Annotated in this window: 13 protein-coding genes; 10 read left to right on the top strand and 3 right to left on the bottom strand. The window is 69.2% G+C overall.

Annotation, left to right across the window (positions count from 1 at the left end):
* Positions 1-232: 232 nt before the first annotated feature.
* The gene (locus LJ657_RS03500) at positions 233-664 is read left to right on the top strand and encodes a cupin domain-containing protein (RefSeq protein WP_232646677.1); all 432 of its coding nucleotides are present in this window, start codon (positions 233-235) and stop codon (positions 662-664) included.
* Positions 665-1,008: 344 nt separating this feature from the next.
* Here LJ657_RS03500 and LJ657_RS03505 read toward each other — a convergent pair whose 3' ends face one another.
* The 3 genes from LJ657_RS03505 to LJ657_RS03515 all read right to left on the bottom strand — a co-directional run bounded on the left by LJ657_RS03505 (position 1,009) and on the right by LJ657_RS03515 (position 2,609).
* Complete coding sequence (locus LJ657_RS03505) at positions 1,009-1,284, bottom strand: hypothetical protein (RefSeq protein ID WP_232646678.1); 276 nt, start codon at positions 1,282-1,284, stop codon at positions 1,009-1,011.
* A gap of 105 nt (positions 1,285-1,389) precedes the next feature.
* Positions 1,390-2,445 carry a DUF4158 domain-containing protein gene (locus LJ657_RS03510; protein ID WP_308117004.1) on the bottom strand — a complete coding sequence of 352 codons (1,056 nt, stop codon included), beginning with the start codon at positions 2,443-2,445 and terminating at the stop codon, positions 1,390-1,392.
* Between the two features lie 56 nt (positions 2,446-2,501).
* A complete protein-coding gene (locus LJ657_RS03515; RefSeq protein ID WP_232646680.1) occupies positions 2,502-2,609 on the bottom strand; it encodes a DUF4158 domain-containing protein in 108 nt (35 codons plus the stop codon).
* Between the two features lie 324 nt (positions 2,610-2,933).
* Here LJ657_RS03515 and LJ657_RS03520 point away from each other — a divergent pair, with 324 nt between their 5' ends.
* The 9 genes from LJ657_RS03520 (at position 2,934) to LJ657_RS03560 (ending at position 15,021) form a co-directional block, all read left to right on the top strand.
* Positions 2,934-3,461, top strand: a complete 528-nt coding sequence (locus LJ657_RS03520; protein WP_232646681.1) for a (2Fe-2S)-binding protein — start codon at positions 2,934-2,936, stop codon at positions 3,459-3,461.
* A gap of 3 nt (positions 3,462-3,464) precedes the next feature.
* Positions 3,465-4,466, top strand: a complete 1,002-nt coding sequence (locus LJ657_RS03525; protein WP_232646682.1) for an FAD binding domain-containing protein — start codon at positions 3,465-3,467, stop codon at positions 4,464-4,466.
* Positions 4,463-6,637: a xanthine dehydrogenase family protein molybdopterin-binding subunit gene (locus tag LJ657_RS03530; protein WP_232646683.1), complete on the top strand. Its 2,175-nt coding sequence runs from the start codon at positions 4,463-4,465 to the stop codon at positions 6,635-6,637. The genes LJ657_RS03525 and LJ657_RS03530 overlap by 4 nt, the downstream gene beginning before the upstream one ends.
* A gap of 303 nt (positions 6,638-6,940) precedes the next feature.
* Complete coding sequence (locus tag LJ657_RS03535; protein WP_232646684.1) at positions 6,941-8,101, top strand: XdhC family protein; 1,161 nt, start codon at positions 6,941-6,943, stop codon at positions 8,099-8,101.
* 383 nt (positions 8,102-8,484) lie between these two features.
* Positions 8,485-10,125: an MFS transporter gene (locus tag LJ657_RS03540; RefSeq protein WP_372487795.1), complete on the top strand. Its 1,641-nt coding sequence runs from the start codon at positions 8,485-8,487 to the stop codon at positions 10,123-10,125.
* A 202-nt stretch (positions 10,126-10,327) separates the two neighbouring features.
* Entirely contained in the window at positions 10,328-11,302 is a 975-nt protein-coding gene (locus LJ657_RS03545) for an Lrp/AsnC family transcriptional regulator (RefSeq protein WP_232646685.1), read from the top strand.
* Positions 11,303-11,361: 59 nt separating this feature from the next.
* Positions 11,362-12,375 (top strand): amidohydrolase family protein, encoded by a 1,014-nt coding sequence (locus tag LJ657_RS03550; RefSeq protein ID WP_232646686.1) that lies wholly within the window; start codon positions 11,362-11,364, stop codon positions 12,373-12,375.
* A 700-nt stretch (positions 12,376-13,075) separates the two neighbouring features.
* Positions 13,076-13,825 carry an SDR family oxidoreductase gene (locus LJ657_RS03555; RefSeq protein ID WP_232646687.1) on the top strand — a complete coding sequence of 250 codons (750 nt, stop codon included), beginning with the start codon at positions 13,076-13,078 and terminating at the stop codon, positions 13,823-13,825.
* 356 nt (positions 13,826-14,181) lie between these two features.
* Entirely contained in the window at positions 14,182-15,021 is an 840-nt protein-coding gene (locus LJ657_RS03560) for a helix-turn-helix transcriptional regulator (RefSeq protein WP_232646688.1), read from the top strand.
* Positions 15,022-15,467 lie beyond the last annotated feature (446 nt).

Raw genomic sequence — 15,467 nt, forward strand, 5'->3', positions numbered from 1 at the left:
GCCAGAACTCGCGCGGTCCCTGAACGGCAACCTCGAAAGCCAGCACACCGAGGCCAACGTAAACGGCGCCTGACGACGTCTCAGCCGGATCACACCTGCCGGAATCCGCGTACGAGTGGATCCGCACCCATCCCACAGCACCCTCCTCAAGCGCATCTACACCGCTCCGAGGACGCGACCTCCATCATGTCGTCACCCCCGACGCCGTCTGCCTGAAAGGTTGTCAGCGCTTATGCGTGCAACACACCTCGCCACGCTCACCGCCGTATCGGCCCTGGCCCTGGCCCTGGTTCCGGGCACCGCCAGTGCCACGCCCGCTTCGGGCATAACCTCCACCACCATCTACCAGCGCACGGTAGGGAGCACGACCTACACTCTCAAGCAGATCACCATCGCGCCCGGCGGCAGCACCGGGTGGCACTACCACGACGGTCCGTTGTACGCCGTCGTCGAGAAGGGCACGCTCACCCACTCCGACGCCGACTGCGCTACGGATGGGATCTACTCCGCCGGCGCCTTCATCGACGAGATGTCGGGAGCGAACCATGTCCACATCGGCCGCAACCTGGGGACCACGCCCCTGGTACTGGACGCGCTCTACGTCGATCCGGTCGGCGACCCGCTCTCGGTGAGCGCTCCCAACCCGGGCTGCGACTTCCAGTAACGGCGGTGGCCTGCGCGACCAGCGTCACGGCCGGACAGGCCACCGACCGTCCTCGGGCATCAGCCGCAACAAGTAGCGCGCAGGGCCTATTGGGCGGGGAAGCTCAAGGGCAACCAGCCGAAGCTCACCACCCGCCAGCAGGAGCACCTGGTCGAACAGCACGCCACCGGCGAGCGGACGCCGCGCCAGGCGTACGTCTGACGCGGCCGGGGCCCGTACAACCGGCACACGATCCCGTCGACCCGGGCCCCTACCCGCCCGACAGCCTCGCCCGCTCAGACTGCGACCCGCGAAAGGCGGGCACTCGCAGCTGACCCACCTCGCGCAGACAAGGCGGTCCGGAGTCATCGCCACTGACTCCGGACCGCCTTCGACCGTACGGACAACTGGGAAACCGTCCACGCCCTTTGGGCCAGCTCGGGCCGTTGCCGCTGCTGCAGCCCGGCTCCGGGCTCGTCCACGGTCACGGTCCGCAGCGGCCGGTGTCCCTGGTCGTCGAGCTGGGCGAGTTCGCGGTCGTAGTCGACGGTGATGGAGCCGTGGTAGTTGACCACCGAGCTGCGGGCCGGGGAGATGTGCGCCAGGACCTCGGCGTCCCTCCCCCTTCGCCGCGGCCTCATCGAGGTAGCCCTGCCAGCGGGCCGGCACGAACGAGGCCGGGGCGCCTGTGGGGACGTTGCGGGCGCCAGTGGCGTTCAGCTCCCGCAGGATGCCAAGAGCCTCGATCAGCGGCTTCGCCTCGGTTCCGCCCGCGAACCGCACCGCCTCCAGCACCTTGGGGGAACTGGCGGATGTAGGTGTAGGAGCGGTCCAGCATGCGCAGATGCCCGCGGCAGCCGCAGGCTGGTGCTGGCGTGCGCGGCCCGGATGCGGTCCATGCCGATCTTCTCGCGCAGCAGCTTCCCGACGTCCTCGTCCGCGATCCCCACGTCCGCCAGGACGGGTAGGATCTCGTCCAGCAGTGCGAGCCGGTCCTCCGGCGTCTTCGCCCGCTCGGCGAGCTCGTCGCGCAGCTTGATCCTCGCCCGGGACTCCGAGCCTGAGAGGGTCTGGTCGAAGAGCTGCACGACGGAATCGAGGACGTCGACCGCGGACTGTGCCAGCAGGGTGAGCAGGATCGGGTGACGCCGGTTCGGCTCGCGCCGCACCAGTGCCTGCGCGGTCAGGCGGCGTCCGATCTGGGCGAGGTGACGACGCTGCTCGGCGGGCAGCACGGACATGTCGAGCGTGTCGGCGTCCAGGCAGCGCAGGAACTTCAGCTTCTCGACCTCGCCGCCCAGGCTGTTGGGCAACGCCTGCACTGGACCGATGACCATCCAGTGCAGGCGCGAGGACTTCAGCTTCGGGTCGACAACCAGCAACCCGTCCAGGCCCTGCGCGCGCTCGCTGGTCAGCAGGTGGGCCACACGGGCGTGGGTCTCCCGCTCGGCGGCCTGACGGGCAGTGCCGACCTTCTCCAGCAGCGTGACCACGCCGTGCGGGATCACCGTCGCCGAACGCAGATACTCACACCCCAGACGGAACAACAACGACGGCGAATCGTGCTCCATGGCGCGGGCCAGCAGAAACTCGTCCAGCTCCTTCAGCTCCAGCGACTTCGCTGGCCGCCACCCCAGGTACTTCGCCACCTGCCGCAGATGATCCGTACGCGTCTGCTCCCTCGACACCCCGTAGCCGCGCAGCACCTCCACCGGCAGGCCGAGCTGCCGGGCCAACCGCCCTACGGCCGCGGGGGGGAGGGAATCTCGTCCGGGACGAAGCCCAGCCGCGGCAGAGTGCACAACTGCACCGCGGCGCCGAGAACCGTCTGGGGACGCAGGAACTTCCGCAGGAACGCCTATTCCGCCGGGGTGAGGGTGAAGTAGCGGATCAGCTCGTCCTTGCCGATCGCCGGGAACGAGCGCAGGGCCTCCAACTCCTCATCGGAGAACACCCGCGTTGCCATCTGCCCGCCCCTCTCGCCACCGGATCACTCGTTCAGCCCAACGAGCCATCGGCCCCACGGCAACGGGCCAGGTCAGGAGCTACTCCGTTGTCTTTTCGGCGAGTACTGCCGGGACCCCGGCTTGGGCCCTGGGGCGGTTGAACCGTGCAGTTCCCTGTGGACGCCGAACCGGCACCAGATCCACTGGGCGGTTCAGGGACCTCTCCGTCAGGCAGGGACCGCCGATCCATGGATAAACCTTCCTCTCCTGCTCCTGCGCGGGGGCTTCTACGGTCGAGGCCGCAGGCGCTCACCCGCCCGCCGCAACGAAGGAGCGAGCCCCCTATGGAGAAGACATCGACGACCACGAGGCCGCCGACCGGCCTGGTGGAGACGGCCTTCACCGTCAACGGCGAGGAGGTGTGCCTCGCTCTGGATCCTCGTGAGTCTTTGCTCGACGTGCTGCGCGAGCGTCTCGTGCTGACCGGGACCAAGAAGGGGTGCGATCAGGGGCAGTGCGGTGCCTGCACGGTGCACATCGACGGCCGTCGCGTCGTGTCCTGTCTGACGCCGGCGGTCCAGGTCGCGGGACAGGATGTGATGACCATCGAGGGGGTCGCGGCTCCCGACGGCACGCTGCACCCGTTGCAGCAGGCGTTCGTCGACTGCGATGCCCTGCAGTGCGGCTACTGCACACCTGGGCAGGTGATGTCCGGCCTGGCCTGCCTGGCCGAAGGCCACACCGGGACCGACGGCGACATCCGCGAGTACATGAGCGGCAACCTGTGCCGGTGCGGCGCGTATGTGGGCATCACCGCCGCGATCCGCCGGGTGGCCGACCAGGCCGACCAGGCCGCGCAGAGCGAGGTGTAGACGATGCGCTCATTCGCCTATGTGGTGCCCGACAGCGTCGCCGGGGCCGTCGATGCCCTGGCCGCCGCCGAGCCGGGCACCAGGATCCTGGCCGGTGGCACGACCCTGTACGACCTGATGAAGCTCGGTATCGAGGCGCCGCCGGCCGTCATCGACATTCACCGTCTCGCCGAGCTGACCGAGATCAGCACGGGTGAGGGCGAACTGTCGTTCGGTGCGGGAGCGAGAATGGCCGAGGTCGCCGACCATCCGGTCGTACGCCGTGACTATCCGGCGCTGTCGGAATCCTTGTGGCGGGCGGCGTCCCAGCAACTGCGCAACATGGCAACGGTCGGCGGGAACCTGCTGCAACGCACGCGATGCGGCTACTTCCGCGGCGGAGCGGAGTTCCCCTGCAACAAGAGGAATCCCGGCAGCGGCTGTGCGGCTCTCGACGGACTCGACCGCACCCACGCGCTGCTGGGCACCAGCGACACCTGCATCGCCACCTACCCGGGCGACTGGGCCGTGGCCCTGATCGCGTTCGACGCCGAACTCGACGTGGTCGGCCCGGCAGGCGAGCGGACGCTGCCGCTCGGCGAACTGCACGTCGAACCGGGGGACAACCCCCTGCTCGAACACACCCTGGCTCCCGATGAGTTGATCCTGCGGATCCGCGTTCCCGCGACACCCGCCGGGCGCGGCTCCACCTACCACAAGATCCGTGACCGGGAGTCCTACGCCTTCGCCCTCACCTCGGCCGCCACCGCCGTGACGCTGGACGCCCAGGGTCTGGTCACGGACTGCCGGATCGGTCTGGGAGGGGTCGCCACGCGCCCCTGGCGGGCGACGGCAGCGGAACGCTCACTGATCGGCGAGCGACTCACAAGGGAAACCGCCCGCCGCGCGGGGGAAGTCGCCTTCGCCGAGGCCCGCCCTCCTCGCACCGGCGCGTTCCGGGTCGAACTGGGCATCCGCACCGTCACCGACGCACTGCTCACCGCCGGGAAGCGAGCCGCCCGATGAAGAACCCAGACCTGCGCCGCGTCGACGCCCACGAAAAGGTCACCGGCACCGCACGCTACGGCGCCGACCGCGTCCCGGACGACCTGGCGTATGCCATGTTCGCCCCGGCCACGATCGGAAAGGGCCGCACCCTGTCCATCGACACCGCCGCGGCCGAGGCGGTCCCCGGAGTCCGTCTGGTCCTGACCCGGTTCACCGAGGACGAACTGCGCGGCCCCGGGTTCCTGATGGGCGGAGGCTTCGCCTTCCAGAGCCTGCAGCCGCTGCTCAGCGATGTCGTCGCCTACCGCGGACAGCCGATCGCCTTGGTCGTCGCCGACACCCCGGTCGCCGCCACCGAGGCGGCGGAACTCGTCCGGGCACGCTACGAGACCGAGCCGTTCGCCGTCGGACTCGATGACGAAGGCGCCACCTCCGTCCTCCAGGAAGAAGTCCTGCCCTGGTTTCCCGACGTCAAGGTGGGCGACGCCGAGAGCGCGTACGCGGCGAGCCCGGTGCAGATCGACGAGACCTACGTGCACCCGGCCCAGCACCAGGTCCCGATGGAACTGATGAGCTCGGTCGTGGAATGGCGGGGCGACAGGCTCGTGGTGCACGAGAGCACCCAGAACGCCGGCGCACTCCGCCACGGAGTCGCCGCGCAACTGAACCTCGATCCGGCCGACGTCGAAGTGATCTCGCCCTACGTCGGAGGCGGCTTCGGATCCCGCAACGCACTGCAGCCGCACATCGGGCCACTGGCGCTCGCCGCACGCCGGCTGATGCGTCCGGTCAAGCTGGTCGTTCCGCGCCCGCAGACGTTCCACACCGGCAGCTTCCGGCCGGTCAGCCGTCATCGCATCCGGCTCGGCGCCGACTCGTCGGGACGGCTCCTGGCCGCCCTCCACGACGCGGAGCACCAGACGTCCCGCCACGACCTGTACCCCGCCATGTTCACGGAGATGACGTCGAGGCTGTACGCCGTACCCAACTTCGGGGGACGTCAGCGCCTGGTTCAAACTGATGTCCAGACGCCGGGATTCATGAGGGCTCCGATGGAGGGCCCGGCCAGCTTCGCGTTCGAGTCGGCCATCGACGCACTGGCCTACGCCACCGGCCAGGACCCCGTCGAGCTGCGGTTGGCCAACGACACCGCCACGGACCCGGTCACCGGTCTGCCCTTCTCCTCCCGCCACCTGGCGCAGTGTCTGACGCGGGGTGCGGAGCGGTTCGGATGGGACAAACGCGATCCTCGGCCGGGGTCGATGCGTGCCGCTGACGGATCGCTCGTGGGCATGGGCGTCGCTGTCGGCGGCCACCCGGTCCTGGTCGCTCCGGCCGTGGCCCGTATGTCCGCGGCGGCCGATGGCCGGGTGACCGTCAGTGTTGACGGCCACGAGATGGGGCAGGGCATCCGCTCGGCCATCGCTCTCCTGGTCGCGGAGGACCTCGGTGTTCCCGTGCGGGACGTCGTCGTACGGGTCGGTGACACGCGCTTCGCGCCGCAGCATCTCACCGCCGGTGCGTGGGGCACCGCGACCGCGTTGCCCGCCGTGCACAAGGCACTTGGCGAGCTGCGCAAGCACCTCGGCACGGGCGACACCGGGACCGTGGATGTGGCAGCCACGGTTCGAGCCACCGGAGGCGGGTCGCCGGAGGTGGAGGTGACCTCCGTGGGACCGGGCCAGCCCCCCGAGATGCTCGACCGTTCACGGGCCGGCCTGTTCTCCGCCGCGGGTCCGGTCTTCCCGGACTTCACGGCCTTCAGCTGGGTCGCTCACTTCGTCGAGGTCCGCATCGAGGCCACGACACGGCGCATCAGTGTGCCCAGGGCGCTCTGCGTGGCCGACTGCGGCAGGGTCGCCAGTCCGGTCACCGCGGCCAGTCAGGTCCGCGGGGGCGTGGTCTGGGGCATCAGCCAGGCCCTCCGGGAGTCGAGCGAGGTCGACGGGCGCTTCGGCGGATTCCTCAACACCACGCTGGAGGAGTACCCCTTCGCGGTCAACGCCGACATACAGGAGATCGACTTCGACTTCATCGACGAGCCCGACCTGCTCCTCAACGACCTCGGGGTGAAGGGCCTCGGCGAAGTCACGATGATCGGCGCGGCAGCCGCTGTCGCGAACGCGGTCTTCCACGCCACCGGACAGCGACAGAACCAGCTGCCCATCCGGATCGAGCACGTGATGTAGGCCGTCAACCCGTCAGGATCACTCCGGGCAGGAGTGCTCGGGTGGTGCGACCGACATCGCACCACCCACGGGATCACTGGAAATTCAGCCTCCCCGGAAATGCACATCCGGGGCTTGCCCGGGGGCCGTTCCGCACGGCGCAGGCCCCGTTCGCCAACGCGGTCTTCAATGCCACCGGCCTGTCCGGTAACCGGTCTCCCGCCCGGCTGCCGGACCCACCAGGGTCGCCGCCGCGTATGCACTCCCCGACGACGCGGCGGCGACCCGCCCCACGCCCCGACGGCAAACCACGGAGAAGGACTCATGCTGAACATCGCGGACACACTGCACCGCTGGTGCCGCGAGGCACGCCCCTTCGCCCTGGCCACAGTCGTCGACGTCACCGGCAGCGCGCCCCTGCCCGTCGGTACGTCGGTCGCGGTGGACGAGGACGGCAACGCCGTCGGAAGCATCTCCGGCGGCTGTGTCGAAGGCGCCGTCTACGAACTGTGCCGACAGGTGCTACAGGACCGGGGCGCCCCACAGCGCGCGTGGTTCGGCTACTCCGACGACGACGCCTTCGCCGTCGGCCTGACCTGCGGCGGCGAACTCGACGTTCTCGTCCAGCGCATCGACCCTGCGACCCGGCCGCATCTCGGCGCGGCCCTCGCCGAGGTTGCCGGGGACCGACCCGCCGCCGTGGCCCAGGTCGTCGACGGCCCCGACGCACTCATCGGCGCCACCCTGAGCGTTCTCGGCGACAGCTGGACCGCCGACGCGACGCTGGCCGCAGGGCCGACAGGCCAGGCGGTGGCGGACCGGGCCACAGCCCAGCTCCGGGCGGGACGCACCGCGGCCGTCTCGTTCGGCGGGGACGCGGACACCTGCCCCGACCGGCTGTCCGTCCTCGTCCATGTGGCCGCGACCCGCCCCCGCATGCTGATCTTCGGTGCGGTCGACTTCGCCACCGCGCTCAGCCAGGCCGGCCGCTTCCTCGGCTACCGGGTCACCGTGTGCGACGCCCGCCCCGTCTTCGCCACCGCGGCCCGCTTCCCCCACGCGGACGAGGTCGTGGTCGACTGGCCCCACCGCTACCTGGAACGCACCGACGTGGACGCCCGTACCGCCGTCTGCGTCCTCACCCACGACTCCAAGTTCGACATCCCCCTGCTGCAGCTGGCACTCGACCTGCCCGTCGGTTACGTGGGCGCGATGGGATCCCGCCGGACGCACGACGAACGCCTGCGTCTCCTGCGCGAGGCCGGCGTCGCGCAGGACCGACTGGCTCGGCTGCGCTCCCCGATCGGTCTCGACCTCGGTGCACGCACGCCTGAGGAGACGGCGATCTCCATCACCGCGGAGATCATCGCCCACGCCAACCAGGGCACGGGCCTGTCCCTGACCCTGGGCACGGGCCCGATCCACCGGCCGGGTCCCCAGGCAGTCGACGAACATCGTGCCCTCAACCCGCTACTGACGCCGTGACCTGGCACGCCCTCCGGGATGGCCCCTCCCACACAAGGACTGATCATGACGACCTTTGCCTTTGCCGGCGCCGTCCCCGCGCCCGAATTCCAGCGCGGCCGGGACGGCTGCACCCGCCGCTCTGTCAGACCTCCGGGCAGACCGGGTGATGCAACTGCTCACCCGAGTCGGGCACCGCTGGTCGGCGCCGTCTTCGCAGTGCGCCGGAGAGTGCTGTTGTCCGTAGTTTCTTCGCAGGGTCGGACTTCCTCCGGACCGAAGGCTCGGATGTCGAATTTCCGGGATCCGGCGCTCGTGGCTGGCCTCTGCTCCCCGGCAAGCCGGAACGTTGCGGCGGAAGCCAGCCGACCACAGCGCCTGGCACCTAAGGGAGAGAGTCTTTCGTGAACGTCACGACCACGGGGAACGCGCCGCAGGAACGGCGGGTGCCCACATTCGTCATGGCCTGCATCGGCGTGTTCGTCGCCTATCTGCCGGTGACCACCGTCTCGGCGAGCCTGCCCGCCATTCAGCGCGCGCTGAACACATCGACCGCTCAGCTGTCCTGGGTGAGCGTCGCGTTCGTGCTGCCCATGGCCGCGCTCATCCTCACCGCGGGCGTCTTCGGTGACGTGCACGGCCGCAAGAAGGTCTTCCAGGCGGGCCTGGCCTTCAGCGGTCTGGGTGCCCTGATCGCACTGTGCGCCCAGTCAATCGAGGTCCTCTGGGCCGGACAGGCCTTCGCCGGTCTGGGCGCGGCCGCGTTGCTGCCCTCGACCCTGGCCCTGATCAGCCACGCCGTCCCCGACCCGCGCGAGCGCGGGAAGTTCATCGGCGTGTGGGCGACCTCCCTGATAGCCGCCCTCGCATTCGGCCCCGTCATCGCGGGCGTAATCCTCGACCACTTCGCGTGGCGCTGGCTCTACCTGCTGCCCGTCCCCGCCTCGCTGCTCGCGCTGGTCGTCTCGACGAAGCTGCTCACCGACTCCCGTGCCCCAGGCACGCGCCGACTGGACTGGCCCGGCCAGCTCACCTCCGCGCTGGCCATCACCGCTCTGGTCTACGGCATCATCGAGGGCGGCGCCAACTCCTTCACCGACACCAAGGTGATGCTCGCCCTGTCCACCGCTGTTGTCGCATCGGTCGCTTTCATACTGGTGGAGCGGCGCAGCTCAAGCCCGATGCTGGACCTGACACTGTTCCGCAGCCCCTCCTTCACCGCCACCGCACTGATCGCCATGATCAGCTTCCTCGGGCTCATCGGGTTCTTCTTCGCCCTCAGCCTCTACTTCGGCATGGTCCAGCAGCTCAGCACCCTCGAATCGGCCTGGCGGCTGATGATGGTGTGCATAGTGCCGATGGTCCTCGGTGTCCCCATGGGGCGCCTGGTGCACCGGGTGTCTCCTCGGGTGCTGATTCCCGGCGGCCTCCTGCTTGCGGCGGTCGCGCTGCTGTCGCTGACCACGATCGACGCCGGCACCTCGTTCGGTTCAGTGGCCTGGCGGCTGGCCCTGCTCGGCCTGGGCGTGTCGTTCGTGCTGACCCCGATGACCGCCACCGCCGTCAGTTCGGTGCCGTTCCACCAGGCCGGTATGGCCGCTGCCGCCAACAACGCCTTCCGTCAGCTCGGCGCCGCCCTGGGCCCCGCTGTCCTGGGCGCGCTGCTGTCCGCTCGGGCCGTGGACGCTCTGCCCGGACATCTCACCGACGCGGGGCTGGGCGGGGCGACGGTCCGGCGCGTCACCGAGGCCGCGGACGCCGGCGGACTGAGTGCGGTCGGCAGGCTTCGCCTGGGCGCGGACACCCCGCGTGTCCTCGGCGCCGTGTCTCAGGCGTTCATCGACGGTCTTCAGCTCTGCCTGGTCGTCGCGGCCGTCCTGACCCTGCTGGCGGCCGTGGTGGGCTTCGTCCTGCTGCGCCGGCCGCAGCAGTCGGTCCTGCCGGCAACGGGCCCGGCTGCCTCCGTCCAAGGGCCTCGCACACCCGACCAGCCCACCGCCGACGTTCGGACGACAGCTGGGCCGCAGGCAACCGCCCCTCGGTGAGCGCCGGCCTTCCACCGAGCTAACACCAGACGTACCGGCACGGGCTCAGGAGCGGACAGTCACCGCGCCGGTACCGGCGCCGTCCGTGGGGACGGGCACGGCGCCGCACAGTGGCCCGGGACCGGACCCTTCCCGTCCCGGGCCACACAGCGCTGTCGTACGACACGACGTGAACAAAACCCGCTCGAAACAGGAGCCATCAATGCAGTCCCCTTCACCCGACGCGCTTGATCTGAAACTGCTGCACGCGCTCCAGGTGGACGGGCGGGCGCCGTTCAGCCGCATCGCCGAAATCCTCGGAGTGTCCGACCAGACCGTCGCCCGCCGCTTCCGCAAACTGCGCACCACCGCCGGACTCAGGATCGTCGGCATGACCGACGAGAGCCTGCTGGGCCGCCAGAGCTGGATCGTCCGGCTGCGCTGCACTCCCGACGTGGCCGAACAACTCGCCACCGCGCTGGCCCGGCGCCCCGACACCTCACACGTCGATCTCATCTCCGGCGGCACAGAAGTGCTGTGTGCCATGAAACCCCGCAGCCGACAGGACCGCGACGAACTTCTCTTCGACCGCCTGCAACGCACACCTCAGGTCATGTCGGTCAGCGCCCACTGCCTGCTGCACACCTTCTACGGCGGTCCCCTCGGCTGGCTCGACAAGACTCAAGCGCTCGAACCCGACCAGGAGGCGGCACTGCGTCCCCTGTACAGCGAACCGGTAGCCGCCCCCATCACTCTCGACGGAGCGGACGAGGCGCTGCTCGCCGTGCTCCGGCGCGACGGCCGGGCAACCTTCAGTGAATTGCAGACCAGCACCGGCCAGTCGGAGTCCGCTGTCAAACGGCGCCTGGAGCGTCTGCGCTCCACGGGCATCCTCTACTTCAAAGTGCAGCACGACCGCGAGTCCCTCGGACACGGCATCAGCGCGATGCTCTGGCTCACCGTCGCCCCCTCCGCACTCGACGCCGCCGGACGGAAGCTGGCCGAACACCACGAGGTCCGCTTCGCCGGCGCCACCACCGGCCAGGCCAACCTCCTCGCCACCATCGCCACCTCGAGCACCAGCGAGCTCTACACATACCTCAGCAAAAAGATCGGCAGCCTCGACGGCGTGCAGGCCGTGGAAACCGCCCTGACCCTGCGGCACGTCAAGCAACTCACCTACGAACCGAGCCGCTGACCGCCGAGCGCCGCCCCCTTGTGTCGCACCCACATTCCAATTGGACGGAGAACAAGATCATGCGCATCGTTGCTCTAGAGGAACATGTCCTTTTCACTGATCTGACGCAGAGGATTTCCCCAGCGGACGTCGCTGCATCCGGATGGGTGCCGGCCGGATGGGCGCCCTCTCATTCAGACGAGCCGGCGAGTGCGCTCGACCGGGCCCTGGACGATACAGAGCAGGAACGCATCGGCTCGATGGACGAAGCCGGAATCACCATGCAGGTACTGTCGGCCGTGGGCCCGGGCGCCGAGATGCTGTCCGGTGAGGAGGGTGTCAGCCTTGCGCGCGACTATAACGACCGACTGGCCCAGGCCGTCGAACGGCAACCGGATCGGTTCGCGGCGTTCGCGCACCTCCCCATGAAGGATCCCGAGGCGGCCGCGGACGAACTGGAACGGTGCGTGACCCGATTGGGCTTCCGCGGCGCCTCGATCAACGGGACCACCGACGGACTGTTCCTCGACGACCCGCGCTTCGCTCCGATCCTGTCGCGTGCCGAGGCCATCGGCGCCCCCCTCTATGTCCATCCCGGACCCGCGCCACGTGCGGTGCGCGACATCTACTTCCAGGGGCTGCCGGACTTTACCGCGTTCATCTTGTCCAATGCCGGTTTCGGCTGGCATGCGGAAACGGGGCTTCACATTCTGCGCCTGGCCGTGTCGGGCGCACTCGACCGAAATCCGGATCTGAAGCTGATCATCGGCCATATGGGCGAGCTGCTGCCGATGATGCTCCAGCGCGTCGATGCCATGTTCGGACCGGGAAAGGCAATCGGGCTGAAGCGGGACGTATCGCAGACCATCTTGGATCAGGTGTGGATCACGACCAGTGGTTTCTTCGATCAATCCGCGTTCCTTGCCGCCCTGACCGCTTTCGGTGCGGATCGCATCCTTTTCTCGGTCGATTATCCGTACAGCCCCAATGACGAGGCCACGGCGTTCCTCAACAGCTTGCCGGTTTCTCCCGCCGATCGGGCGCGGATCGCTCATGGCAACGCCGACGCGCTCCTTGGCTTGTCAGGAGCCTGATCGTTCGCGCTCGCGAGGTTGGGTGTCCAATGCTTGATCAAATAAGCGGGGAGTTCTCCTGACCTGCAACGATGGGACTTGTCTAGGGTCCAGTTGGCTGCACGGAAAGAAGCACTCTCTGCTTATTTGATCAAGCCTCGGACACCCCACCCTGTGAAAGCGCGAGGCTGGACGGCGCAGCCGTGTCCAGGTCGAGGGGTTTCCCGGCGAGTTCGTCACAGAGCCGGTTTCGTCGTACAGGTGGGCCGCGGTGACACGACGACAGTGCCTGGGCGTCATCGGAGTCTGCGGCTGGTGACTCGTCTGCGTTCGGTCCAGGGCGTTCGATGTGGTGACCGGCAGATGACCCAGGGCCATGGGCTGTCGGTGCCGAGAGATGGGAAGGCGCTGGTTGTTCACGCGGAGCAGAGCTGCCGCGGAGGCCAGCGGATGCTGGAGCCGGCCCAGGTCCGCGCGGGTGCTGCGGTGCAACGACGGACCCACCGTTACCGCACAGGCTGTGCTCCTGGCCACCGGGTTCTCCTACCGGTGGCTCGCTACGCCCGCTCTGGAGGCGCTGACCGGCAGGAGCGTCGTCTGCGGCTCAGCCAGGGAGTGCCGGTCCATGGATAAGCGGTCCTCTCCCGCCCCTGCGCGGGCGCCTCTACGGTCGAGGCTGCGGGCGCTCACCGGCCCGCCGTACCGAAGGAGCAAGTCCCCCATGAAGATGACCGGCAACACGATCCTGATCACCGGCGGAACCTCGGGCATCGGCCTCGGTCTGGCCCTGCGTCTGCACGAGGCCGGCAACAAGGTGATCGTCGCCGGCCGGCGCAAGGAACTCCTCGACGAGATCACGGCCGAGCACCCGGGCGTCGACGCGCTCGTCCTCGATGTCGCGGACCCCGACTCGATCGCGCGGGCCCGTGAGAGCGTGGCGGCGAGCCACCCGGGGCTGAACGTCCTGGTCAACAACGCCGGCATCATGCAGCGGGAGAACCTCCTCGACCCGGCCGGACTCCAGGTCGCCGAGGATCACGTCGCGACCAATCTGCTCGGCACGATCCGGATGACGTACGCCTTCCTGCCGCTGCTGGTGGGCAAGGACGACGCGGTCGTCATGAACGTCACCTCGGCGCTGGCGTTCGTCCCGTATCAGAGCACGCCGACCTACAGTGCAACCAAGGCCGCGCTGCACTCCTTCTCCGAGAGCCTCCGCATCCAGCTCGCCGGCGCTGACACCGGCGTCCAGGTGATCGAGATGGTTCCGCCGGGCGTGCAAACCAACCTGTTCGGCCAGCAGGACAGCGAACACGCCATGCCGCTGGACGACTTCCTCAGCGAGGCCCTGGACCTGCTGCGCGAGAAGCCCGACGCGAAGGAGATTGTCGTCGAGCGCGCCAGGTTCATCCGCGACGCGGTGGCCACCGGCTCCTACGACGACGTCCTCGCCATGATCGCCGGCAGCTGACCAACCTGTCATTTCCGACGGGAAACAACAGCACGCGAGCGCCGTCACACGACAACCCTCGTCCTATCGGCCGGGTCGGGCGACGAGGCCCGGGGCCCGTCCAAAGCGTCAGGAGTCCTCGACGGAGACCGTCGCCGCAGGCCGCCTTCCATGCCGACGGCCTGCGGCGTACCGCCGACAGCCGGCGAATTTCCCAGCGGGTCACACAGGGGCAGGTGATCATCGGATCGTCTCGCTGCGCGCGCCCTCGCGTCGGCTGTGTGAGCGGCTTCGCGCGGGTGGGAGGGGAGGGGAGGGCGTAGCCATGGATCAGCAGTCTCTGGATAGCCAGGCGGGATGCAGCGAGGATGGACCGCATGGACAAGAAGGAACTGGCGGAATTCCTGCGCCACCGGCGTGAGGCGCTGCGGCCCCGCGACGTCGGGCTGGTCGAGGGCGCGCGCAGGCGTACACAGGGGCTGCGCCGCGAGGAGGTCGCCCAACTAGCAGGCATGTCCACTGACTACTACGCCCGGCTGGAACAGCAGCGTGCTCCGCAGCCCTCCGTCCAGATCACCGCAGCCCTCGCCCGGGCACTGCGGCTGACCCTGGACGAACGCGACCATCTCTTCGCCCTCATCGGCCACAACGCCCCGGCCCGCTTCCACCGCTCCGAGCATGTCAGCCCGACCCTGATGCGGGTCCTGGACCGCCTGGACGACTCCCCGGCCCTGGTGCAGACCGACCTGCTCGACACCCTCGCGATGAACCCGTTGGCCATTGCGCTGCTCGGCGACCAGACCCGCCACACCGGTCTGGCCAGTAGCGGCTACTACCGCTGGTTCATGGACCCGGCCGAGCGTCTGGTGTATCCCGAGGAGGTCCACGAACACCACGGCCGCGCCCATGCAGCGCGCCTGCGGGCCGCGCTGACAGCCGGCAGCGACACCCCCCGAGCCGCCCGGATCCTCGCCGAACTCCAGGAACACAGCCCCGAATTCGTCCGCATGTGGGAACTGCAGGAAGTCGCACAAAGCTACGACGACTGCAAGACCCTCCTCCATCCCGAACTCGGCCGCATCGATGTCGACGCCCAGCTCCTGTTCACCGAGAACCGCGCCCAGACCCTGGTGGTGCTGACCACTCGTCCCGGCACGGAGAGCCACAGCAAACTCGAACTGCTCTCCGTCATCGGACACCAACAGCTCACCCCCTGACGTCCCGGACCGGGGACCGGCCGGGCTCGGCGCGGGAGGGGCCGAAAAGCTGGAGACCTGTGTGCCGAATCCGGTCAGGGGCGCTGGTGATGCACGGGTCACGGTCCAGGACGCCGGAAGGCGTCGGGACCAGCGGCGCGGCACCCCGCGCGCCCACTTCCGCACGGCCCTTGTCCCGCGCGCTGCGGCCAGACAGGTGGGCCCCCTGGACTGTCCGGACTCCGTGGTCGGGCCACCGTGACCGGATGCCGCCTCCGTTTACTCTCGCCGGATATGCGGAGGCTGCATCCGTTTTGATGCGCCGCAGGATCACGGCAGGCAGGAGGGTGCATGAGCGCTGGTAAGCAGCGGGGACGTAAGCCCCGCGCGGACGTCCAGCGCAACCGCGCTGCCCTCCTGAGCGCACCCGGGGCGTTCCGGCCGGAACGCTCGGCCGCCTCGCCATC

The organism is Streptomyces guryensis, assembly GCF_021261325.1.
Taxonomy (GTDB): Bacteria; Actinomycetota; Actinomycetes; order Streptomycetales; family Streptomycetaceae; genus Streptomyces; species Streptomyces guryensis.